This window comes from Roseomonas sp. 18066 (genome assembly GCF_902706185.1).
In the GTDB taxonomy this organism is placed as follows: domain Bacteria; phylum Pseudomonadota; class Alphaproteobacteria; order Acetobacterales; family Acetobacteraceae; genus Pseudoroseomonas.
The window spans coordinates 1-19,982 of sequence record NZ_CACSJM010000043.1 but is presented as its reverse complement, the minus strand read 5'-3'; the positions used below and the strand labels follow the sequence as shown (position 1 = coordinate 19,982).

At 72.9% G+C, this 19,982-nt stretch carries 21 protein-coding genes; 12 read left to right on the top strand and 9 right to left on the bottom strand.

The window, feature by feature from the left end; translation table 11 throughout:
• Window positions 1-187: 187 nt before the first annotated feature.
• Together argF and GVN67_RS11070 are read right to left on the bottom strand one after the other, a co-directional pair.
• Entirely contained in the window at window positions 188-1,159 is a 972-nt protein-coding gene (argF, locus tag GVN67_RS11075; protein WP_159995790.1) for an ornithine carbamoyltransferase, read from the bottom strand.
• Window positions 1,156-2,352, bottom strand: a complete 1,197-nt coding sequence (locus tag GVN67_RS11070; protein WP_200845221.1) for an aspartate aminotransferase family protein — start codon at window positions 2,350-2,352, stop codon at window positions 1,156-1,158. Before GVN67_RS11070 ends, argF begins: the two co-directional genes overlap by 4 nt.
• 215 nt (window positions 2,353-2,567) lie before the next feature.
• Here GVN67_RS11070 and GVN67_RS11065 point away from each other — a divergent pair, with 215 nt between their 5' ends.
• The 4 genes from GVN67_RS11065 (at window position 2,568) to GVN67_RS11050 (ending at window position 4,686) form a co-directional block, all read left to right on the top strand.
• Window positions 2,568-2,918 carry a hypothetical protein gene (locus GVN67_RS11065; RefSeq protein ID WP_159995788.1) on the top strand — a complete coding sequence of 117 codons (351 nt, stop codon included), beginning with the start codon at window positions 2,568-2,570 and terminating at the stop codon, window positions 2,916-2,918.
• Between the two features lie 127 nt (window positions 2,919-3,045).
• Window positions 3,046-3,651, top strand: coding sequence for a regulatory protein RecX (locus GVN67_RS11060; RefSeq protein ID WP_159995786.1), 606 nt, complete (start codon window positions 3,046-3,048; stop codon window positions 3,649-3,651).
• Window positions 3,652-3,658: 7 nt separating this feature from the next.
• Window positions 3,659-4,387 (top strand): AzlC family ABC transporter permease, encoded by a 729-nt coding sequence (locus tag GVN67_RS11055; RefSeq protein WP_235035238.1) that lies wholly within the window; start codon window positions 3,659-3,661, stop codon window positions 4,385-4,387.
• Window positions 4,384-4,686: an AzlD family protein gene (locus GVN67_RS11050; protein ID WP_159995784.1), complete on the top strand. Its 303-nt coding sequence runs from the start codon at window positions 4,384-4,386 to the stop codon at window positions 4,684-4,686. Before GVN67_RS11055 ends, GVN67_RS11050 begins: the two co-directional genes overlap by 4 nt.
• A gap of 185 nt (window positions 4,687-4,871) precedes the next feature.
• On the opposite strand, the gene GVN67_RS11045 is transcribed toward GVN67_RS11050, so the two are convergent.
• Window positions 4,872-5,243 carry a zinc-ribbon domain-containing protein gene (locus tag GVN67_RS11045; RefSeq protein ID WP_159995782.1) on the bottom strand — a complete coding sequence of 124 codons (372 nt, stop codon included), beginning with the start codon at window positions 5,241-5,243 and terminating at the stop codon, window positions 4,872-4,874.
• A 103-nt stretch (window positions 5,244-5,346) separates the two neighbouring features.
• On the opposite strand from GVN67_RS11045, the gene GVN67_RS11040 reads away from it, so the two are divergent.
• From GVN67_RS11040 to GVN67_RS11025, 4 genes are read left to right on the top strand one after another with little or no spacing between them, the layout of a single operon-like run.
• Window positions 5,347-6,021 (top strand): cell division ATP-binding protein FtsE, encoded by a 675-nt coding sequence (locus GVN67_RS11040; RefSeq protein ID WP_159995780.1) that lies wholly within the window; start codon window positions 5,347-5,349, stop codon window positions 6,019-6,021.
• Window positions 6,014-6,877 (top strand): ABC transporter permease, encoded by an 864-nt coding sequence (locus GVN67_RS11035; protein ID WP_159995778.1) that lies wholly within the window; start codon window positions 6,014-6,016, stop codon window positions 6,875-6,877. Before GVN67_RS11040 ends, GVN67_RS11035 begins: the two co-directional genes overlap by 8 nt.
• Window positions 6,874-7,479, top strand: a complete 606-nt coding sequence (locus tag GVN67_RS11030; RefSeq protein WP_235035237.1) for a YdcF family protein — start codon at window positions 6,874-6,876, stop codon at window positions 7,477-7,479. Before GVN67_RS11035 ends, GVN67_RS11030 begins: the two co-directional genes overlap by 4 nt.
• A complete protein-coding gene (locus GVN67_RS11025) occupies window positions 7,476-8,261 on the top strand; it encodes a 1-acyl-sn-glycerol-3-phosphate acyltransferase (protein ID WP_159995776.1) in 786 nt (261 codons plus the stop codon). Before GVN67_RS11030 ends, GVN67_RS11025 begins: the two co-directional genes overlap by 4 nt.
• A 270-nt stretch (window positions 8,262-8,531) precedes the next feature.
• On the opposite strand, the gene GVN67_RS11020 is transcribed toward GVN67_RS11025, so the two are convergent.
• Window positions 8,532-9,089 (bottom strand): gamma-glutamylcyclotransferase, encoded by a 558-nt coding sequence (locus GVN67_RS11020; protein WP_159995774.1) that lies wholly within the window; start codon window positions 9,087-9,089, stop codon window positions 8,532-8,534.
• Between the two features lie 53 nt (window positions 9,090-9,142).
• On the opposite strand from GVN67_RS11020, the gene GVN67_RS11015 reads away from it, so the two are divergent.
• Window positions 9,143-10,171, top strand: coding sequence for a DUF2125 domain-containing protein (locus GVN67_RS11015; protein ID WP_159995772.1), 1,029 nt, complete (start codon window positions 9,143-9,145; stop codon window positions 10,169-10,171).
• 76 nt (window positions 10,172-10,247) lie between these two features.
• Here the strand turns inward: GVN67_RS11015 and GVN67_RS11010 are convergent, their stop codons facing one another.
• Window positions 10,248-12,821 carry a TIGR02302 family protein gene (locus tag GVN67_RS11010; RefSeq protein ID WP_159995770.1) on the bottom strand — a complete coding sequence of 858 codons (2,574 nt, stop codon included), beginning with the start codon at window positions 12,819-12,821 and terminating at the stop codon, window positions 10,248-10,250.
• On the bottom strand, window positions 12,818-14,161 hold the full coding sequence (gene lysA / locus GVN67_RS11005) for a diaminopimelate decarboxylase (protein WP_159995768.1): 1,344 nt from the start codon (window positions 14,159-14,161) through the stop codon (window positions 12,818-12,820). The genes GVN67_RS11010 and lysA overlap by 4 nt, the downstream gene beginning before the upstream one ends.
• Before the next feature lie 59 nt (window positions 14,162-14,220).
• Between lysA and GVN67_RS11000 the strand changes: the two genes are divergently transcribed.
• The gene (locus GVN67_RS11000; RefSeq protein WP_159995766.1) at window positions 14,221-14,724 is read left to right on the top strand and encodes a 2'-5' RNA ligase family protein; all 504 of its coding nucleotides are present in this window, start codon (window positions 14,221-14,223) and stop codon (window positions 14,722-14,724) included.
• A 267-nt stretch (window positions 14,725-14,991) separates the two neighbouring features.
• On the opposite strand, the gene GVN67_RS10995 is transcribed toward GVN67_RS11000, so the two are convergent.
• Window positions 14,992-16,389, bottom strand: coding sequence for an amidase family protein (locus GVN67_RS10995; protein ID WP_159995764.1), 1,398 nt, complete (start codon window positions 16,387-16,389; stop codon window positions 14,992-14,994).
• Between the two features lie 67 nt (window positions 16,390-16,456).
• Complete coding sequence (locus GVN67_RS10990; RefSeq protein WP_235035236.1) at window positions 16,457-16,939, bottom strand: TlpA disulfide reductase family protein; 483 nt, start codon at window positions 16,937-16,939, stop codon at window positions 16,457-16,459.
• A 111-nt stretch (window positions 16,940-17,050) separates the two neighbouring features.
• Here GVN67_RS10990 and argH point away from each other — a divergent pair, with 111 nt between their 5' ends.
• Together argH and lptM are read left to right on the top strand one after the other, a co-directional pair.
• Window positions 17,051-18,451: an argininosuccinate lyase gene (argH, locus tag GVN67_RS10985; protein WP_159995760.1), complete on the top strand. Its 1,401-nt coding sequence runs from the start codon at window positions 17,051-17,053 to the stop codon at window positions 18,449-18,451.
• The gene (lptM, locus tag GVN67_RS30340) at window positions 18,448-18,576 is read left to right on the top strand and encodes an LPS translocon maturation chaperone LptM (protein ID WP_255430387.1); all 129 of its coding nucleotides are present in this window, start codon (window positions 18,448-18,450) and stop codon (window positions 18,574-18,576) included. The genes argH and lptM overlap by 4 nt, the downstream gene beginning before the upstream one ends.
• Window positions 18,577-18,628: 52 nt before the next feature.
• On the opposite strand, the gene GVN67_RS10980 is transcribed toward lptM, so the two are convergent.
• Window positions 18,629-19,982 (bottom strand): multicopper oxidase family protein (locus GVN67_RS10980; RefSeq protein ID WP_159995758.1); only part of this gene is annotated, 1,354 nt, incomplete at its 5' end.

Genomic DNA, 19,982 nt, shown 5'->3' with positions numbered 1-19,982 from the left:
TTCGCATGCTTTCGCGGGTGCCGGCTCAAAATTGGCGCCAGACCCTGATTACGCTCTGCGTAAACATGAACTGAAAGCAATGTGCAGCGCAGCATTCGCGGCATTACGGCGCGGACATGAAAAAAGGGCGCCCGGCTGCTGCCGGACGCCCTTTCCCGTCGCCAGCCCCCCGCGGAGGGCCCTCAGATCACAGCCCGGCCAGAGCCCAGAGCAGCACGCCCTTCTGCGCGTGCAGCCGGTTCTCGGCCTCGTCGAAGACGACGCTTTGCGGGCCCTCGATCACCTCCTCGGTGATCTCCTCGCCGCGATGCGCCGGCAGGCAATGCATCACCAGCGCATCCTTGGCCGCATGCTTCAGCAGCGCCGCGTTCAGCTGGTAGGGGATCAGCATGTTGTGGCGGGCGGTGGGCCCGTCCTCCTTCTCGTCCGACATGCTGACCCAGGTGTCGGTCACCACGCAGTCGGCGCCCTGCACCGCGGCGATCGGGTCGGCATGCAGCTCGATATTGGCGCCCTCGCGCCGCGCCCAGTCGACCAGCTGGGCCGGCGGCGCCAGCTCCGGCGGCGTCGCCAGGCGCAGGGTGAAGTTGAAGCGCGCCGCGGCCTGGATGAAGCTCTGCGCCACGTTGTTGCCGTCGCCGGTCCAGGCCACGACCTTGCCGGCGATGGGGCCGCGATGCTCCTCGAAGGTGAGGATATCGGCCATCAGCTGGCAGGGATGCGAGACATCGGTCAGGCCGTTGATCACCGGCACCGTGGCATGCTCGGCCAGGGCGCGCAGCTTGGCCACGCTGTCGGTGCGCAGCATGATGGCGTCGACATACCGCGACAGCACGCGGGCGGTGTCGGCCACGCTCTCGCCACGGCCCAGCTGCATGTCCTTGGCCGAGAGCACCAGCGGGTCGCCGCCGAGCTGGCGGATGCCCACCTCGAAGGAGACGCGGGTGCGGGTCGAGGGCTTCTCGAAGATGAGCGCGATGCTCTTCCCGGCGAGAGGCTTTTCCTTCAGCGCGCCCTGCTTGGTGCTGACCGCGAGGTCCAGCATGTGCCGCAGGGTGGCGGGCTCGAAATCCGACAGCTCCAGGAAGTGGCGAGGGGGCTTCGCAGCCCCCTCCCCCTTCGCGTCGATGCGGCCCACCGGCCTCAGCGCAGCGCTCATAGTGCAGCGACCTTGGCCGGCGTCAGCTTGGCGGCGGCGCGGTCCAGCATGGCCAGCGCCGCGTCGACCTCGGCCTCGGTGATGATCAGCGACGGCGCCACGCGCAGCACGTTCTGCCCGGCGGCGACGGTCAGCAGGCCTTCATCCACGGCGGCCGCCTGCATCGCGGCATTCGACACCGCGGGCGTCAGCTGCAGGCCGATCAGCAGGCCGGCGCCACGGACGCCGCTGGCGACCTCCGGATGGCGCTCGGCCAGGGCGCCCATGCCCTGCCACAGATAGCGGGCGACGCGGTCCACCTGGTCCAGGAAGCCCGGGGCCAGGATGATGTCGAGCACCGCGTTGCCGGCCGAGCAGGCCAGCGGATTGCCGCCATAGGTGGTGCCATGGGTGCCCGGCTTCAGATACTGGGCCACCTTCTCCTTCGCCAGGATGGCGCCGAGCGGGAAGCCGCCGCCGATGCCCTTGGCCGAGGACATGACGTCCGGCTCGATCCCGGCCCACTGGTGGGCCCAGAGCTTGCCGCTACGCCCCATGCCGGTCTGGACCTCGTCCAGGGCGAGCAGAATGCCGTATTCGTCGCAGACGGCGCGCAGCTCGCGCAGGAAGCGCAGGTCAGCCGGGCGCACGCCGCCCTCGCCCTGGATCGGCTCGATCATGATGCCGGCGGTGTTCGGGCCGATGGCGTCGCGCACCGCGTTCATGTTGCCGAAGGGCACATGGTCGAAGCCTTCGACCGGCGGGCCGAAGCCCTCCAGGTACTTGGCGTTGCCGGTGGCGGCCAGCGTCGCCAGCGTGCGGCCGTGGAAGGCGCCCTCGAAGCAGACGAAGCGGAACTTCTCGGGATGGCCGCTCTCGGCGTGGAACTTGCGGACGGCCTTCATCATGCCCTCGTTCGCCTCGGCGCCCGAATTGCAGAAGAAGACGCTGTCGGCGAAGGAGCTCTCGACCAGCCGCGCCGCCAGGCGCTCGGCCTGCGGCACGCGGTAGAGGTTGGAGACGTGCATCACCTTGGCCGCCTGCTCGGCGACGGTCTTCACCAGGTGCGGATGCGCATGCCCGATGCTGGTGGTGGCGATGCCCGACCCGAAATCCAGCATTCGTCGCCCGTCGGTCGTCCACAGCCAGGCGCCCTCGCCCCGCTCGAAAGCAAGGTCGGCACGGTTGTAGGTCGGCATCAGGGCGGGGATCACGCTTATCGCTCTCCGGGAGTTCCGCGGGGGCTTGCCCGCGGGAATGTTCCGCAGGCCGCACGCCTATCGCGCGGCCGGCTGCGGAAACGGAAAGTCTGCCGCAAACCGCTGCCCGGGTCAAAGGCGGGCGCAGCATTTTCCGAAACTCCCTTCGTGTCGCGCCGTTAGTCAGACCAGCGGCGCTCACGGCGCCCCCCGAAGACAGGAGGATGCAAATGCGGAACTCGATGCTGGCTCTGACGGCGGCGGCCCTGATCGGCCTGAGCGGCGCGGCGATGGCCCAGGGCACCGGCCCCGGCCCGGCCGCCGGCCAGCCGACCCCCGGCAGCAGCATGGGCACGACGCCGCCGGCGATCGGCCCGAGCGGCGCCAACCCGGCCACCACCGGCAACCCGACGGGCACGCCGATCCCGGGCGCCGCGCAGAGCGGCAATCCCGGCATCGACCGCCCGCGCGTGCCGGAAGCCACCACCCAGGGTCCCTCGGGCGCCAATCCGCCGATCACCGGCCAGAGCCAGAGCACCCCGACCCCCGGCCCCGCCCAGAGCGGCGCGCCGCGGCCTTAATTCTTCCCCAAGACGACCTCTCCACCTTTGCATCGCCCCGGGGCCTGTCCCCGGGGCGTTTTTTTATGGGCGTTTTTGTGCGCAGCCTCCTGACCCGGGCGGGCGCGCGTGGCAAAAACCCCCGGTCATGGAAAAACGCCAGGAACGACGCGGCCCGATCCCGGCCGGGCGCGCCCCCGACGCGACCCGGCTGCGCGAGGCGGCGCTGAAGCACCTGGCGCGCTTCGCGGCGACCGAGCTCGGCCTGGCCCGGGTGCTGGCCCGCCGCGTCGACCGCTGGGCCCGCCGCGCCGAGGCCGAGGGCCAGGACAGCGAGACCATCGCCGCCGTCATTCTGCGCGCCCGCGCCGATATCGCCGAGGTCGCCGCCAAGCTGACCGCCGCCGGCGCGGTGGACGACGCCGCCTTCGCCGCCAGCCGCGCCCGGCGGCTGAACCAGTCCGGCCGCTCGCAACGCGCCATCCGCGCGCATCTGGCGGCCCGCGGCGTCACCCCCGACACCGCCGATTCGGTGCTGGAAGCGGCGCCGCCGGACGAGCTGGCCGCGGCGCTGGGCCAGTTGAAGCGCCGCCGCGCCGGGCCCTTCGCCACCGAGCCCCCGGATCTCGCCGCCCGGATGAAGACGATGGGCGCGCTGGCCCGCGCCGGCTTCGGCCAGGACATCGCCAGCCGCGCCATGGCCATGGAGCGCGAGGAGGCCGAGGACCGGCTGATCGCCGCCCGCCGTGGCTGAGGCGCCGATGACCCAAGCACCCGTGACCGACGCGCCGCCGCGCAACCCGGTGGTCTTCACCCGCGCCGGCGTCTGGCGCGGCGCCCGCATGGCGCTGCCGCTGTGGATCGGGCTGCTGCCCTTCGGCCTGGTGGTCGGCGTGATTTCCGCCGGCAAGGGGCTCAGCCTGCTCGAGACGCTGCTGATGTCGGGCATCGTCTATGCCGGCGCCGCGCAGCTGCTGGCGCTGGAGATGTGGGCCGACCCGGCGCCGGTGCTGGCGGTCATCCTGGCCGCCGGCGTGGTCAATATCCGCATGGCGCCGATGGGCGCGGCGCTGGCGCCGTGGCTCGACAAGCTGCGCGGCTGGCGGCTGTGGGGGTCGCTGGCGACGCTGGTCGACCATTCCTTCGCGCTGACCATGGCCGACCAGCGGGCCGGCGGGCGCGATGCCGGGGTGCTGCTGGGGCTGGGGCTGTCGCTGTGGGTGGCCTGGATGGCGGCCTCGGCGGCCGGACACCTGCTGGGCGGCGCGGTGCAGCTGCCGGCCGGGCATCCGCTGTATTTCGGTGGCATCGCGGCGTTTTCCGGACTGCTGGTGCCGCTGTGGCGCGGGCCGGCGCGCGACCTGGCACCCTGGGCCCTGGCCGGGGCGGTGGCGCTGGCGTCGCAGCACCTGGGCATCCCCTCGCCGCTGCCGCTGCTGGCCGGCGCGCTGTCGGGGGCGGCGCTGGCCGCCTGGCGTGAGACGCGATGAGCCTTCGCTGGGACGTGCTGGCGGCGATCATCGGCATGGCGCTGGTGACGTATCTGTGCCGCGCCGGCGGCTATGCGGTGCTGCGCGCCATCCGGCCGCCGCCCTTCATCGACGCCATGCTGCGCAACCTGCCGGGGCCGATCTTCGTGGCCTATGTCAGCCTGGCGCTGGACCGCATCGGCCCGGCCGGGGTCTTCGGCACGGTGGCGGTGATCCTGGTGCAGTGGAAGACGCGCAACCTCAGCGTCTCGATCCTGGCCGGGATCGGCGCGGTCTGGCTGTGGCAGCTGGCGTTCTGAAGAGAAGCTTTTCCGGAGAAGCCATTTGAAGGTTGGGGGAAGAATGAATTCTTCCCCCAAGCCCCCATCATTCTTTTCTGTCTGGCTGCCGCGTCAGCATGGAGGCGTGGGACGCGGCACGCATCCCGCCTGCGACCTCGTGGCGCCAAAAGAATGCGGGGTCCGGGGGGCGCGCGCCCTGGCCTTCAGCCGACGATTGCCGAGATCCACCCGAACAACCGCGCCGAGGGCGGCCAGGCCGCGACCACCGCGACCCGGTAGTGCCACAGGGCAAAGCCCGCCCCGCCGATAACGGCCAGCGAAAAAATCCAGGCCATCACCACCGGCCCGCGCGACGCGGGCGGCCGCGGCGGGATCACCGCCGGCAGGTGCTCCTCGGCCATGGCGACGGGCGGCAGGCTGGGGGCTTCGGTGCGCAGCAGCAGGTCGGCGGTGTCGGGCGCCGCGCGCGGCACCCAGCCATGGGCGCAGCGGACGCAGCGCACCTCGCGGCCGGGTGCCACCAGGGCTTCCGGCACGTCGTAGGCGGCGGCACAATCCGGGCATTCGATGCGCATGCGGCGGCTATGCCGGGGCCAGGGCCAAGCTGCAAGCCCCGCTGAAACGCTTCGTCAACCAAGGCGGGTGGCGGGCCGCCGCCGGCCGTGGCATTTCCTGGCCATGGTGCGCTTCACCGCGGTCGGACTGCGCTATCCCTCCCCCGATGGGCGGGCGGGACCCGAGGCCTTGTCCGACCTGACCTTCACCCTGCCCGAGGGCAGCTTCACCTGGCTGCTGGGTGCCTCGGGCGCCGGCAAGTCCTCGGTGCTGCGCCTGATGCATCTGGCGCAATTGCCGACGCGCGGCGAGCTCGAGGTGCTGGACACCCTGGTGCGCCCGGAGCGCCGCGCGGCGCTGCCGGCGCTGCGGCGGCGGATCGGCGTCGTCTTCCAGGACTTCCGCCTGCTGCCCTACCTGTCGGCCTTCGACAACGTGGCGCTGCCGCTGCGGCTGGCCGGGCGGTCGGAATCCAGCCTGCGGCCGGATGTCACCGAGATGCTGCGCTGGGTGGGCCTCCAGGGGAAAGAGCTGTCCTTGCCGCAGCAGCTGTCGGGCGGCGAGCAGCAGCGCGTGGCCATCGCCCGCGCCGTGGTCACCCGCCCGGCTTTGCTGGTCGCCGACGAGCCCACCGGCAACCTCGATTCGCTGCAGGCGCGCAGGCTGCTGGCGCTGCTGACCCAGATGAACCGGCTGGGCACCACGGTGGTCGTCGCCACCCACAGCGAGGAGCTGGTGGCGCAGTTCCCGGCGCCCGCCCTGGTGCTGGATGGCGGCCGGGTGGTGCATCATGGCTGAGCGCCGCAGCCGCTATGCCCGCGACCCGCTCGGCCTCAAGCGCGCGCTGTCGGACCGGCTGCTGCCCGGCCTCGTCGCCGCCATGGCGCTGCTGGCCGCCATCGCGCTGGCCGGCAGCCGCGGCGCCGAGGCGCTGAAGGACCGCTGGCAGCATGGCGCGGCGGCCGCCGTCACCGTGCAGCTGCCGCCCGAGCAGGCCGGGCTGATGGACCGCGCGCTGGAAGTGCTGCGCGCCATGCCGGAGGTCGCCAGCGCCGTGCCGGTCGATTCCGACCGCATGCGGGAGCTGCTGCGCCCCTGGCTGGGCGAGGTGCCCTCCCTGCCGCTGCCGGCGGTGCTGGAGCTGCGGCTGAAGAACCTGGCGCTCGACCCCGGCCCGATCGCCGAGCGGCTGGCCGAGGCCGTCCCCGGCGCCGAGCTCGAATCGCATGGCATCTGGGTGGCGCGCCTGGCGGCGCTGGCCCGCAGCGTGCAGGGCGTGGCGCTGGCGGTGCTGGGGCTGGTCGCCGGCGTGGCCATCGCGGTGGTGGCGGTGGCGACGCGGGCCGGCCTCGCCTCCCGCCGCGAGGCGATCGAGATCCTGCACGACCTGGGCGCGACGCAGAGCGACATCGCCGGCCGCTTCGCCCGCCGCATCGGGCTGCTGGCCGCCGGCGGCGCGCTGGCGGGTGCCGCCATCGCCGTGCCGACGCTGGCGGCGCTGTCGAACCTGGCAGCCCCGCTCGCCGGCGGCCAGGTGCAGCCCTGGACCTCGCTGCCCTGGCTGGATCTGGCGCTGCTGCCCCCCGTCGCCGGGCTGATCGGCTGGGCCACCGCCCAGCTCAGCGTCCGCCGCTGGCTGAAGCGCCTGCCGTGACGCCGCCGCTTCCCGATGGTCCTGCGCGACGGGCCTGGCGCCGGCTGTGGATGCTGCCGGTGCTGGCGCTGATGCTCATCGCCGGCGGCTTCGCGCTCTTCGCCGGGCTGGCCCGGGCGCTGCCGGAGCGGCCGCTGCGCGCCACCGACGGCATCGCCGTGCTGACCGGCGGGCCGCAGCGGGTCGAGGCCGGGCTGCGCCTGCTGCAGGAGGGCGAGGGCCACTGGCTGATCATCTCCGGCGCCGGGCGCGACGCGCCGCTGGACCAGCTGATGCGCCATGCCGGGCTGGACCCCCAGGCGACCGAGATCGAGCAGCGCATCACCGTCGGCCGCCAGGCCACCAGCACCCGCGGCAACGGGCAGGAGGTTGCAGAATGGGCGCGGGCACGGCAGATCGCCTCGCTGCGCGTCGTCACCGCCGCTTTCCACATGCCCCGCGCCCTGCTGGAGCTGCGCCGCACCCTGCCCGGGGTGGAGCTGGTGCCGCATCCGGTGCAGGGCAGCGGGCCGCGCCTCGGCCTGCTGGTGCGCGAATACGGGAAGCTGGTGGGGGCGATGTTCGGCCTGTCCGCCCTGAAGCCGGAGAAACCACCCCAGTGACTGTCGCGCCTGGCCCATCCCTCGTCACCAAGCTGCGCTCGGCGCTGTACAACCTGCTGTTCCTGCTGCTGACGGCGGCCACCTGCATCATCGGCCTGGCGCTGCTGCCCTTCCCGCGGCAATGGATGCGCCGCTATGTCCAGGTCTGGGCGCGGCTGATGATCTGGCTGCTGAAGCCGGTCTGCGGCGTCGGCCTGGTGGTCACCGGCCGCGAGCACCTGCCGCCCGGCCCCGCCGTCATCGCCGCCAAGCACCAGTCGGCCTATGACACCGTGGTCTGGCTGGCGATCCTGCCCGACCCGGTCTACGTGCTGAAGCAGGAGCTGCTGAAGATCCCGGCCTGGGGCAAGCTGGCGCAGCATTACGGCTCGGTCGCGGTGGACCGGAAGGGCGGCGCCACGGCGCTGAAGCGGATGGTGCGCGAATCCGCCGCCGTCCTGGCCGAGGGCCATCAGGTCGTCATCTTCCCCGAGGGCACCCGCACCCTGCCCGGCCAGCGCGTGCCCTACCAGCCGGGCATCGTGGCGCTCGCCGCCGCCAGCCGGGCCCCGGTGCTGCCGGTGGCGACCGACAGCGGGCTGCATTGGGGGCGCGGCGCCATGGCGCTGAAGCTGCCCGGGCCGATCACCATCGCCTTCCTGCCGCCGCTGCCCACCGGCCTGCCGCGCGCCGCCCTGCTGGCCAAGCTGGAATCGGTGATCGAGACCGAAACCGACCGTCTGGTCCGCGCTGGTGGCGGACCTGCCGTGCATCCGCCGCTTGTGGATAATTCTGTGGGATAACCGGTGCCAGCCGGGTCCGCTCGCTGCCAGCACCGCCCTGCAAGCCTCTGCCGCGGCTTGATTTTCGCCCTGCGGCAGGCCGTCGCCGGGCGGCCTTCATGGCAGAAACGGCGCATAAGTCACTGTAAAACAATTAATCTTAAAAACAGGACGCGGTGACCGCAGGAAGTCTCTTGCCTGGGGCGGAGCCTTCTGGAAATCGCCTGTGGATAAGTCTGCGGAAAACCCGTGCCGCCCCTTCTGCCAAGCGGCGCGAATCGGGAAGCGGTCCTAGCCCGCCGGCAGCAGCGCGGCGATCCGGTCCAGCCCGGCATCGCGCACGCCCAGCGACCGCAGCTCGGCCACCGTGTTGAGCAGATAGTCGCGATTGGCCCCGCTCAGCCCGACCCCGGCGGCGATGGTCGCCGCCGCCACCTCCGGCGCCAGCGCCTGGCAATAGGAATCCAGGCTGCGCACCGCGACGAAGGTCAGCGCCCGCTTCGGCGCGCCATCCGGCAGCAGCCGCGCCGTCACCATCCGCCGCTCATAGACGCCGCCGATCATCTCCCGCGCGTCCAGATAGGCCAGCACCCCGGGCGCCGCCGCGGCCTCGACCCGGAACACCACGCCGCGGCAGGCGCCGCCGCGGTCCAGCCCCAGCACCAGCCCCGGCCGCTCCGGCGTGCCGCGGTGATGCACCGACCAGATGCAGAAGCGCCGGTGGAAGCCGCGCAGCAGGGCGGGCAGCATCGCCGCATGCGGGAAGCCCGGCTTCCAGATCAGCGAGCCATAGCCGAAGACATACAGAAAACCATCCGCATCCAGCAGCGGCGCCACAGCCTGGTCCATCCGCCAGCCCTACACCGGCGGGCCGGCCTTGTCCCCCCGCTTTGCGCGTTCCGGTGAGCGGCGCGGCCACGGCCTCGCCGCGGCGCCGCCCGCGCCGCCGCCGTGGCGGCCGCCTGCTGGTCGGGCTGGCGCTGCTGCTGGCCGTCATCGGCGGCGGCCATTACGCGCTGTGGAGCTTCATGCTCGGCAAGATGGAGCAGGGGCTGGAGCAATGGGCCGCGACCCGCCGCGCCCAGGGCTGGGAGATCAGCCACGCCACCCCCACCCGCGGCGGCTGGCCCTTCGCCGCCCGCCTGACCCTGGCCGACTGGCGCATCGCCGGGCCGCAGGGCCTGGCCTGGGAAGCCAATGCGCTGGATGCCGAGCTGCGCCCCGCCGCCCTCGACCGCCTGCTGCTGCGCCCGCAGGGCCAGCAGGCGCTGCGCCTCGGCGCCACCACCCTGCCCTTCACGGCGGAATCGCTGCAGGCCAGCCTGTCCCTCGCCGCCGCCGACCGCGCCACGCTGGACGGGCGCGGCCTGCGCCTGGGCCCGGCCGATGCCACCCTGGCCATCGACAGCCTGACCGGCGAGCTCGCCTGGCCCGAAGCCGCCGAGACCGGGCTGAAGCTGGCGCTGCAGGGCCTGGTGCTGCCGGTGCAGACGCCGCTGGGCCCGCGCATCGACAGCGCCACCCTCGATGCCGGCCTGACCGGCGCGCCCCCCGCCAGCGGCACGCCGATGCAGCGCGCCACCCAATGGCGCGACGCCGGCGGCGCGCTGGAGCTGCGCGGGCTGACGCTGCGCTGGTCGGAAATCGCGGCCAGCGCGGCGGCCACCTTCGCCCTCGACCCGGCGCTGCAGCCGGTGGGGGCGGGCACGCTGCGGCTGGCCAATGCGCCGCGGCTGCTGGAAGCGCTGGTGCAGGCGGGGCTGGTGCCGCAACGCTCGGCGGGGATGGCGCGGGCGATCCTGCCGTTGATGCAGCGGCCGGATCCCAGCGGGGGGCCACCACAGCTTGAGGTGCCGGTCAGTATCGAGAACCGGAATATCTCGGTGGCGCGGATGAACCTCGGGCGGCTGCCGAGCATCGAGTGGAAGTAAGGAAGCGCCGGGGGCATTGAATGCCCCCGGACCCCCACATCAGGGCCGCCACGGCGATGCCGTGGCGGCTCGCCCCTTAGAACGACTTCAACAGGCGATCGATGTAGTCCAGCTCCGTCGGCGGGCGCTCGCGCTCGGCGCCGCGACGGCGCAGCTCCTCCTGCAAGCGGCGGCTGCGCAACATCTCCGCCTCCTGCGGCACTTGCGTGTCGCTTCCCTGGTCGTTGGCGCCGGGGGCCTCGCGGGTCGGGCGGCCCAGCGGGTCGCGGCCCTGGGCCTGGCCGGTCGCACGCTCCTGGCCCTGGCCGCCCTGGGCATTGCCGGGGGCTTCCTGGGCCTGGCCCTGGCCTTCGCCCTCACCCTCGCCCTGGCCGAACTGGCGCTGCATCGACTGCGCCATCTGGCGGCCGCCCTCCTGCAGCTCGCGGATCGCCTGCTGCTGGCTGGGCACCGGGTCGCCACCCTGGCCCAGCGCCTCCTGCGCCTGCCGCATCGCCTGGTCGGCGCGGCCCAACGCCTCGGGGATCTCGCCGGTCAGGTCGCCGAACTGCTGCATCAGCTCGCCCAGCGCCCGCCGCAGCGCGCGCTGCTGCCGGCCGTCGCGCTGGGCCTCGGCGCTGCGCTCCTGCGGATTGTCGCCCGGCTGCGCCTGCTGCGGCTGGCCGCGTTGCGCATTCGGGCGGCGCTCGCCATTGCGCGGCGGCGGCGCCTGCGCCTCGTCACGGCGATGCGCGCGGTCCAGCATCTCGCCCTGGCGCTGCACCATGTCCTGCACGGCGCCCATCTGCTGCTGGCCGCGCTGGCGCTGCTGCTGCCGCTGACTGTTGTTGTTGCTGCCCTCGTTGCGCGCGACGCGCCCCTGCTGCAGCGCGTCCAGCATCCGCTCCAGCTCGGCCAGCTCCTGCTGCAGCCGGTCGGTGCGGCCTTCGCGCGCGGCCTGCTCCATCTCCTGCGTGCGGCGGTCCAGCTCGCGCTGGTCCATCAGCCGCTGGCTGGGGTCGAAGGGCATCGCCTCGGCATTTTCCTGGCGCAGCCGTTCGGCCAGCGCCTCCAGGTGGCGCTGCACCGCCTCGCGCAGTTCCTGCACCCGGCGCTCCAGCTCGGCCCGCGCCGCGGCGTCGGGCGGCGTCCGCTCGGCCTCGGCCAGCGCCTCGCGCAGCGCTTCCCGCGCCTCAGCCAGGGCGCGGGCGGTGCGGTCGGTGCGGCCTTCCTCCAGCGCGATGGCGGCCTGCCACATCAGCACCTGCACCTCGGCCACCGCATCCGGGCGGCGGTCGCGCTGCAGCCGGTGCCGCGCCACGCGCATCGCCAGGAAGGTCGCCGTGTCATTCTCGAAGGCGTCCGGCTTCGACGACAGGTCGTCCAGCCCGCGCCGCACCGCCTCCCGCGCCTCGGGGTCGAGCGACAGCGCCTTGCGCAGCCCGACCAGGGCGCGCGCCACCGGATGGTTGAACTCCCGCTCCGGCAGGGTCAGCTCGCGCGTCTCGGAGGACCCCTCCTGCCCGGCGCCGTCCCGCGCCAGGATGCGGATCCGCACCGCGAGCCCGGCCCAGGGATGCGCCGACAGGTCCGGCTGCGCCAGGCCGCGCTGCTGCCGCGGGTTGGACCCGGCCAGCGGCAGCTCCAGCAGCAGCGGCTCGGCCTCCGGGCGGGCCACCAGCCGCAGCTCGGCCCGCGCGGCGGTGACGCCCCAATCGTCTTCGGCGCGCCAGAGCAGCCGCAGCGCCAGGCCGCGGCCGGCCGGGCCCGGCGGCTCGGCGAAGGCGGCGGTCGGCGGCGCATCGGCCTGCAGACTGAAATTCCAGGCGGCGAGCTCCGCCCCGTCGCGCGCCAGCGCGATCCGCGCGCCATGTTCCAGCGGCATCTCGGCGGCGAAGCTGCCGGCATCCAGCGCCCGCAGCTGCTGCGCCGCCGCATCCACCTTCAGCTCCGGCACGCCGCCGCGCCCGCCCGACAGCGCGATCTGCAGCCGGCTGCCCTGTGGCACCGTCAGCGTGCCGCCCTTCGGGTCCAGGAACACCGGCGCCGCGCCGGTATAGGCGGGCGGCGTCACCCAGGCCTCCAGCTTCAGCGCGGCGACGGCCATCGGGGCGGCGTGCAGGCTGGGCCAGATCGCCCGCCGCAGCCGCTGCCCGGCATCGCCGCCGGCCATGACGAAGCCCGCCGCCAGCGCCACCACCAGCCCGAGCCGCAGCGCCCGCGGGTCGCGCCGCGCCAGCGCCGGCCGCGGCCCGCCGACGCGCAGACGCGCCAGATTTGCCAGCGTCCGCCGCTGATGCGCCTGCCACAGGGCCAGCGCCGCCGGATCCTCGGTCACCGCATGGTCGCGCAAGGTGGAGAGCGGCCGGTGCGTCAGGCCGGAGGCGGCCTCGATCCGCCGCTCGGCCGCGGCATCGCCGGGCCAGGCGAAGCCGCGCGCGCCACGCCAGGCCGCCAGGCCCAGCGCCGCCACGAACCCGGCCAGCACCAGCAGGTGCAGCCAGGCCGGCAGGAAGGAGAAAAGACCGGCGAAGGCGACGGTGAGAAACACACCGACCACGCCCAGCGCCGGCCACAGCCGGGGCCAGAGGCTTTCCCAGCTAAGCGCCCATCGCGCGAGCCGCCGCCCGCGCGCCAGGCGACGGGACAGCGGATCGCGCGCCTCCGTCACGAGGTCAGCCAGTCCGGCAGGCGCTGATGCGCCAACAGGTCCTCGGGCGTCTGCCGGGGCCGCACGACGGCGAAGCGGTTGCCGTCCACCAGCACCTCAGCCGCCAGGGGCCGCGCGTTGTATGTGCTGCTCATCACCGCACCATAAGCACCGGCATCCAAAAATGCGATGAAATCGCCGGGAGCCATCATCGGCATGGCGCGGCCGCGGGCGAAGGTGTCGCCGCTCTCGCAGACCGGGCCCACGATGTCGGCCGGCAGCACGTCGTCGGCGAAGCGCACCGGGTCCAGCGGCACGATGCCGTGCCAGGCCTCGTACATCGCCGGGCGGATCAGGTCGTTCATCGCCGCGTCCGCCACCAGGAAGCGGCGGTTCGAGCCCTGCTTCTGCAGCACGATGCTGGCCAGCAGCACGCCGGCCGGCCCGGCGATCCAGCGCCCCGGCTCCAGCATCACCGGCAGGCCCAGGCCCCCCAGCGTCGCCTTGATGGCGCCGGCCAGCGCCTCCGGCGGCGGCGCCACCTCGTCGCGATAGGGAATGCCGAGGCCACCGCCGCAATCCACCCGCTCGACCGGCAGGCCGGCGGCGCGGAAGCCGCGGATCATCTCGGCCAGCCGGGCATAGGCGGCCTGGAAGGCGGAGACCCCCTCGGTGATCTGGCTGCCGATATGCGTCGCGATGCCGATCGGCCGGATGCCCGGCAGCGCCGCCATGCGGGCATAGAGGGGTGCCGCATCCTCGAAGGCGATGCCGAACTTGTTCTCGGCCTTGCCGGTGGTGATCTTGGCGTGGGTCTTGGCGTCCACGTCGGGGTTCACCCGCAGCGCCACCGGCGCCAGCACCCCCATCTCCGCCGCGATGGCCGAGATCATGGCGATCTCCTCCACGCTCTCGGCATTGATCTGGAAGATGCCATGGCCCAGCGCGAAGCGGATCTCTTCCGGCTTCTTGCCGACGCCGGAGAAGACGGTCCTGCCGGCCGCGATGCCGGCCGCCATGGTGGCGCGCAGCTCGCCGACGCTGACGATGTCGGCCCCCGCCCCTTCGGCCGCCAGGACCCGCAGCACGGCCTGGTTGTCGTTGGCCTTGGTCGCGTAATGCACGCTGGCATTCAGCCCGGCGCCATCCAGCGCCGCTTTCAACGCGCGGTAGCGGCGGCGCAGCGTGCCGGCGGAATAGACCCAGGTCGGCGTGCCGACCTCCCGCGCGATGCGGGACAGGGGCACCTCCTCCATCACCAGCCCGTCCTGCGCATGCATGGACAGGCCCGGGCGGGCGGCGATCAGTTCGGCGAAATTCGGGTCGGCGCTGTCAGGCGCGACAGGGAGCGGAGCGGCCATGACAACCATTCTACGCAGCCACCCCTGGCGGCGCCACGGCCAAGCCCCATGATCCGCGCATGGCCGAAACCGCCCCGCTGATCCTCACCCTGACGCTGGACCCCGCCAGCTTCGCCCGGCTCGACGCCCTGCGCCGCGCCCATTTCCCGCCCGAGCGCAACCAGCTGCCCGCCCACCTGACCCTGTTCCACGCCCTGCCCGGCGAGGCCCTGGCCGAAATCCGCGCCAACCTGGCCGTGCTGGCCAGCGGAACGCCACCCATGGCCCTGCGCTTCGCCGGGCTGCGCAGCCTCGGCCGCGGCACGGCGGTGGTGGTGGAAAGCCCTGCCCTGGCAGCGCTGCGCGGCATGCTGGTCGGCGCCTGGCACAGCCGCCTGACACCCCAGGACCGCCAGGGCTTCCGGCCCCATGTGACGATCCAGAACTTCGTGACGCCCGACGCGGCCCGCGACCTGGTGGCGGAAGGGCTGCAGGCCTTCGAGGGACAGGGGACCGGAATGGGGCTGTGGCACTATCGCGGAGGGCCCTGGGAAGCAGTCGAAGAATTCGAATTCAAGAGATAGGCCAGGGGAATGAATTCCCCTGGACCCCTTCTTTTTTCTGTTCTTTTGGCCGTTTGACGATCAGCGCCTCGACACAGGCGACACCAAGGCATCGCGGCGGGACGCTATTTTATCAAAATGGCGCTCGCCCGCAGGTCGCGCTCTTGCCGGGCCATTTCACGTCCCGTCTCCACGTGGACACGGCAGTCAACCCAGAAAAAAGAAGGGGGTTCGGGGGAATTCATTCCCCCGACCTGCATCCCTGTCTTTTTCCCCCGGGCCTTCTCTTCAGACCACCGGATCGACCGGCACGACGGCCGGCCCGGCGGCCTCGATGACGGCGCCGGCTTCGAGGAGGAGGTCTTCGCGGTACCGGCCGGCGATCAGCTGGACGCCGGTGGGGCGGCCGTCGGTCTCGCCCGTCGCGACGGTCAGGCCGGGCAGGCCCATCAGCGGCAGGCCGACCTGGACCAGCTGCGCCTCGATCACCCGGTCGAAGGCTTCGGGCGATTCGACGTCCAGCAGGTCGTTGAAGGGCAGCTCGCTGCACACCGGCAGCAGGACCACCGGGTAGTTCTTCAGGAACATCTGCCACTGCCGGGTGAAGCCGGCGCGGGCCTGCAGCGCGTCCTGGAAGGCGTTCAGGTCCGGCGCCGGGGCCAGCCGCTCCATCTGGGCGAAGACGAAGCGGGCATCGGCGTCGTCCTCCTTCTCCAGCGCGGTGTTCAGGCCGCGGCGCGACTCGGCCAGCCACAGCTGCGCCTGCAGCCGGGCGGGCTCGCGCAGCGGCGGGCAGGGCGTCTCGACGATGCTCCAGCCGCGCTCCTGCAGGCGCAGCGCGGCGTCGCGGAGCGCGCGTTCCACCTCGGGGGTGGTGGCCAGGCCTTCGGGGCGGATGCACAGCGCGGCGCGCTTCGGCGCCGGCGGGCCTTCCAGGGGGGCGGGCACCCACCAGGGGTCGCGCAGGTCCTCGGCCGCCATGGCCGCCAGCGCCAGGCGGATATCGGCGATGCTGCGCGCCAGCGGGCCGGAGACGGCCATCAGCTGGGCGCCGATGGCGCGCTCGGGGCCGGAGGGGTTCCAGGCGGGGATGCGGCCCAGCGTCGGGCGCAGCCCGTGGATGCCGCAGGCATAGGCCGGGTAGCGGATCGAGCCGCCGATATCGGTGCCATGGCCGATGGCGCCGATGCCGGCCGCGACCGCCGCCCCGGCGCCGCCCGAGGACCCGCCCGGGGTCAGCGCCGGGTTGCGCGGATTCTTCGTGTGGCCGTGCAGGGAATTGCGGGTGAACCAGCGCAGGCTGAAGGCCGGGGTGTTGGTACGGCCGATGATGACGGCGCCGGCCTTCTTCAGGTTGGCGACGACGGGGTTGTCCTCCTTCGCCACCAGGTCGCGCTGCAGCCGCAGCCCGTTGGTGGTGGCGAAGCCGGCCTGGTCGACATTGACCTTCACCGTGACCGGCACGCCGGCCAGCGGGCCGACCGGCTGGCCGCGGGCGATGGCGGCGTCGACCGCATCGGCGGCGGCCAGCGCCTGCTCGGGCATTTCCTGCACCACGGCGTTGATCGCCGGGTTCACCGCGGCCAGGCGGGCCAGGGCATCCTGGGCCACTTCCCGGGCGGAGACGGCCTTCGCCGCCACCTTCGCCGCGACCTCGCTGGCCGTCAGGCGCCACAACTCACTCATGCCGGCATCCCCGTCTCAGAACTCGGGGCCGAGTGTTGCGCCCTGCCGCCCGCCCGTCGAGGGGGTGTCAGGTCCTTTGCAGCGGCGTGGCGACCGGCCCGGCGAGCTCGCGCAGCAGCTTCAGGAAGTCGGGATGGTCCCAGGCGGCCGAGCCCTCGAGGCGGGCGACCTCCCGGCCCTGGCGGTTGACGATGACGCTGGTCGGCAGGCCGCGCGCCGCGAAGGCCCGGGCGGCGGCGCCGCGCGGGTCGAGGAACAGGCCGAGATGGCGGACCCCGGTGCGCTTGTAGAAGGGCTCCACCTGGCTTTTCCCGGCCCGGTCGGAGGACAGCGCCAGCATCGCCCAGCCTTCGCCGGCCAGCGCCGCCTGGGCGCGGTCGAGGGCGGGCATCTCGGCGACGCAGGGCGGGCACCAGGTCGCCCAGAAATTCAGCAGCAGCGGCCGGCCCTGGAAATCGGCGATGGTCCTCGGGCTTCCCTCGGCGTCGGTGAAGCCGAATTCCGGCAGCGGGCGGGGTTCCGAGCGGGTCAGCTTGGACAGACCTTCCACACTCTCCCCTGCAATCCCTTGCCGTGCCGGAAGCAGCGTGGTTAGGGTCGCCCCCGCCGCGGTCAGCGAGAGCATGGAGCGGCGTCCGAGCAACACGAGGCAGATCCTTCCTTGTCCAGTCAGCAGCGAAGCCAGGGCAACCAGCAGTGGGGCGGGCGCTACAGCGCCGGACCCTCGGCGATCATGGAGGCGATCAATGCCTCCATCGGTTTCGACCGCAAGATGTGGCGGCAGGACATCCGCGGAAGCCTGGCCCATGCCGCCATGCTGCGCCATGTAGGCATCATCTCCGCCGATGACGAGGCCGCCATCAAGGACGGCCTGGCCGCGATCGCCGCCGAGATCGAGGCCGGCACCTTCCCCTTCAGCGAGGCGCTGGAGGATATCCACATGAACATCGAGGCGCGCCTGACCGAGCGCGTGGGCGAGGCCGGCAAGCGCCTGCACACCGCCCGCTCGCGCAACGACCAGGTGGCCCTCGACGTCCGGCTCTGGGTGCGCGACGCGATCGACGGCCTCGACGGCCAGATGGCCGATGTGATGCGCGCGCTCGTCGAGCGCGCCGACGAGCATGCCGCCAGCGTCATGCCCGGCTTCACCCACCTGCAGCCGGCGCAGCCGACGACGCTGGGCCACCATTTGCTGGCCTATGTCGAGATGCTGGGCCGCGACCGTTCCCGCCTGGGCGATTGCCGCGCCCGGATGAACGAGAGCCCGCTGGGCGCCGCGGCGCTGTGCGGCACCGGCTTCAACATCGACCGCCACATGACGGCCCAGGCGCTGGGCTTCGACGGGCCGATGCGCAACAGCCTGGACGCGGTCGCCAGCCGCGACTTCGCGCTGGAATTCCTCGCCGCCGCCTCGATCTGCGCCACCCACCTCTCCCGCTTCGCCGAGGAGATCGTGCTGTGGACCAACCCGTATTTCGGCTTCGTGAAGCTGTCGGACGCCTACACGACCGGCTCCTCGATCATGCCGCAGAAGCGCAACCCTGACGCGGCCGAGCTGGTCCGCGCCAAGGTCGGCCGCATCAGCGGCGCCCTGGTGGCGCTGACCGTGGTGATGAAGGGCCTGCCACTGACCTATGGCAAGGACATGCAGGAGGACAAGGAAGGCATCTTCGACGCCGCCGAGAACCTGGCCCTGGCGCTCGCCGCCACCGCCGGCATGGTGCGCGACATGAAGCCCGACACCACCCGGCTGCGCGAGGCCTCGGGCGCCGGCTTCTCCACCGCGACCGACCTCGCCGACTGGCTGGTGCGCGAGCTGCGCCTGCCCTTCCGCGACGCCCACCACGTCACCGGCCACCTGGTCGCCAAGGCCGAGGCCCGCGGCGTCGACCTGTCCGGCCTGACGCTGGAGGAGATGCAGGCGGAGGAGCCGCGCATCCACAACGGCATCTTCCAGGTGCTGAGCGTCGAGGCCTCGGTGGCGTCGCGCACCAGCTACGGCGGGACGGCGCCGGTCAATGTGCGCCGCATGGCGGCCGAATGGCGGGAACGACTGGCATGATCCGCACCACGGCGACCCTTCTCGTCCTCGCCCTGGCGCTGGTCGCCTGCGGGCGGCCAGGGCCGATCAAGCCGCCGGGGCCGCAGGACCAGGTGACGTATCCGCGCAGCTATCCGAGCCGGTAAGTGAAGAATCTGGGGGCATTGAATGCCCCCAGACCCCCACATTCATTTTGCGTCACGCCGTCACCCGAACCCAGCCCATCATCCCCGTCCCCAGATGCTCCAGCACATGGCAATGGAGCATCCAGTTGCCCTCGCGCGCCACGAAGGCAATCTCGGCCTTCTCCCGCGGCAACAGCAGCACCGTGTCGGCCCAATGCGGCGGGTTGTCCTGGCGGGACTGCGACAGCACCTCGAAGGTGTGGCCGTGCAGGTGGATCGGGTGCGGGTGCGGCGTGGTGTTCTGCAGCTCGAAGACATAGCTGCGGCCGGCCTTCAGCTCGGCCAGCGGCGGCGGCAGCTGGCGGTGGTCGCCGCCCGGCCAGGTCGACTTGTTGATCGCCCAGAAGGTCTGGCCGCCGACGCAGAGCGCATCCATCAGGATTTTGGCAAACGGGTCCTCCGGCGGCAGGCCGGCCACCGAGCCTGACACCCCCAGCGCCGCGCTGAAGACGAAGGGCAGCCGCTCGGCGCTCGCCAGCTCGGCGCGCGGGATGCCGGGGGCGTAGAGCGGCGCCGGCCGGAAGGGCCGCGGCGCCAGGGAGGAGGCCGCGGCGGTGAAGCGGCCGATCGGCACCGGCTCCCGCGCGAACAGGTCCTGGAGCGTGAAGCCCTGGCCCTCGGCCGGGGCGCGGACCAGCAGGTCGAGCCGCATCGCCGGGCCGATCCGCCACTTGTCCAGCGGCACCGGGGCGATCGGGTTGCCGTCGGTGGCGATGACGAAGGCCTCGGCGCCGGCGACATCGGGGACCAGCGTGCGGGTGGCGTCCAGGTTCAGCAGGCGCAGCCGGATGTCGCCATGCGCCGGCACCGTGGCCGCGAAGTCCGCCTGGCCGTTCACCGCGCGGCGGGTGCCGAAGGTGCCGGCGCGGCCGGCGCCGGCGGCGGTCTCGAAGGGCAGCCAGGACCCGTCGGGGGCGATGCGCCAGTCCTTGCAGACCAGGGTGATGTCGGCATCGGCCGGCGCCTGCATGTCGCCATCGACCAGCAGCACAACGGCCATGCCGCGGCCGACCTGGCCGGGCTCGTTGCAATGCGGGTGCAGGAAGAAGGTGCCGGTGTCGGGCGGCGTCAGGCGGTAGGTGAAGGACTGGCCGGGCTCGACCGGCGGCTGGGTGACGTATTGCACCCCATCCATCGCGTTGGGCACCCGCACGCCGTGCCAGTGGATGGTGGTGTGCTCCGGCAGCTGGTTGTCGAGTCGGGCCAGGATGCTATCGCCGAGCCGCACCCGCAGCACCGGCAGCAGCGCGTCGGTATAGGTCCAGACGGTGCTTTCCGGCCCCTCGGCGCCCAGCAGCCGGGCCGGGCGGGGGGCCGCGCGGAACTGCCAGTCGTGCTGGCGCGGCGCGTCGGAGGCGGGCGGGCGG

Coding starts and splice junctions, on each gene's coding strand:
- GVN67_RS11020 (WP_159995774.1), bottom strand. CDS start 9,089: ATGGACCAGGCTGTGGCGCCGCTGCTGGATGCGGATGGTTTTCTGTAT.
- argF (WP_159995790.1), bottom strand. CDS start 1,159: ATGAGCGCTGCGCTGAGGCCGGTGGGCCGCATCGACGCGAAGGGGGAG.
- lysA (WP_159995768.1), bottom strand. CDS start 14,161: ATGGCCGCTCCGCTCCCTGTCGCGCCTGACAGCGCCGACCCGAATTTC.
- GVN67_RS11040 (WP_159995780.1), top strand. CDS start 5,347: ATGGTGCGCTTCACCGCGGTCGGACTGCGCTATCCCTCCCCCGATGGG.
- GVN67_RS11035 (WP_159995778.1), top strand. CDS start 6,014: ATGGCTGAGCGCCGCAGCCGCTATGCCCGCGACCCGCTCGGCCTCAAG.
- GVN67_RS11000 (WP_159995766.1), top strand. CDS start 14,221: ATGGCCGAAACCGCCCCGCTGATCCTCACCCTGACGCTGGACCCCGCC.
- GVN67_RS10995 (WP_159995764.1), bottom strand. CDS start 16,389: ATGAGTGAGTTGTGGCGCCTGACGGCCAGCGAGGTCGCGGCGAAGGTG.
- GVN67_RS11050 (WP_159995784.1), top strand. CDS start 4,384: ATGAGCCTTCGCTGGGACGTGCTGGCGGCGATCATCGGCATGGCGCTG.
- GVN67_RS11055 (WP_235035238.1), top strand. CDS start 3,659: ATGACCCAAGCACCCGTGACCGACGCGCCGCCGCGCAACCCGGTGGTC.
- GVN67_RS11045 (WP_159995782.1), bottom strand. CDS start 5,243: ATGCGCATCGAATGCCCGGATTGTGCCGCCGCCTACGACGTGCCGGAA.
- GVN67_RS11060 (WP_159995786.1), top strand. CDS start 3,046: ATGGAAAAACGCCAGGAACGACGCGGCCCGATCCCGGCCGGGCGCGCC.
- lptM (WP_255430387.1), top strand. CDS start 18,448: ATGATCCGCACCACGGCGACCCTTCTCGTCCTCGCCCTGGCGCTGGTC.
- GVN67_RS11065 (WP_159995788.1), top strand. CDS start 2,568: ATGCGGAACTCGATGCTGGCTCTGACGGCGGCGGCCCTGATCGGCCTG.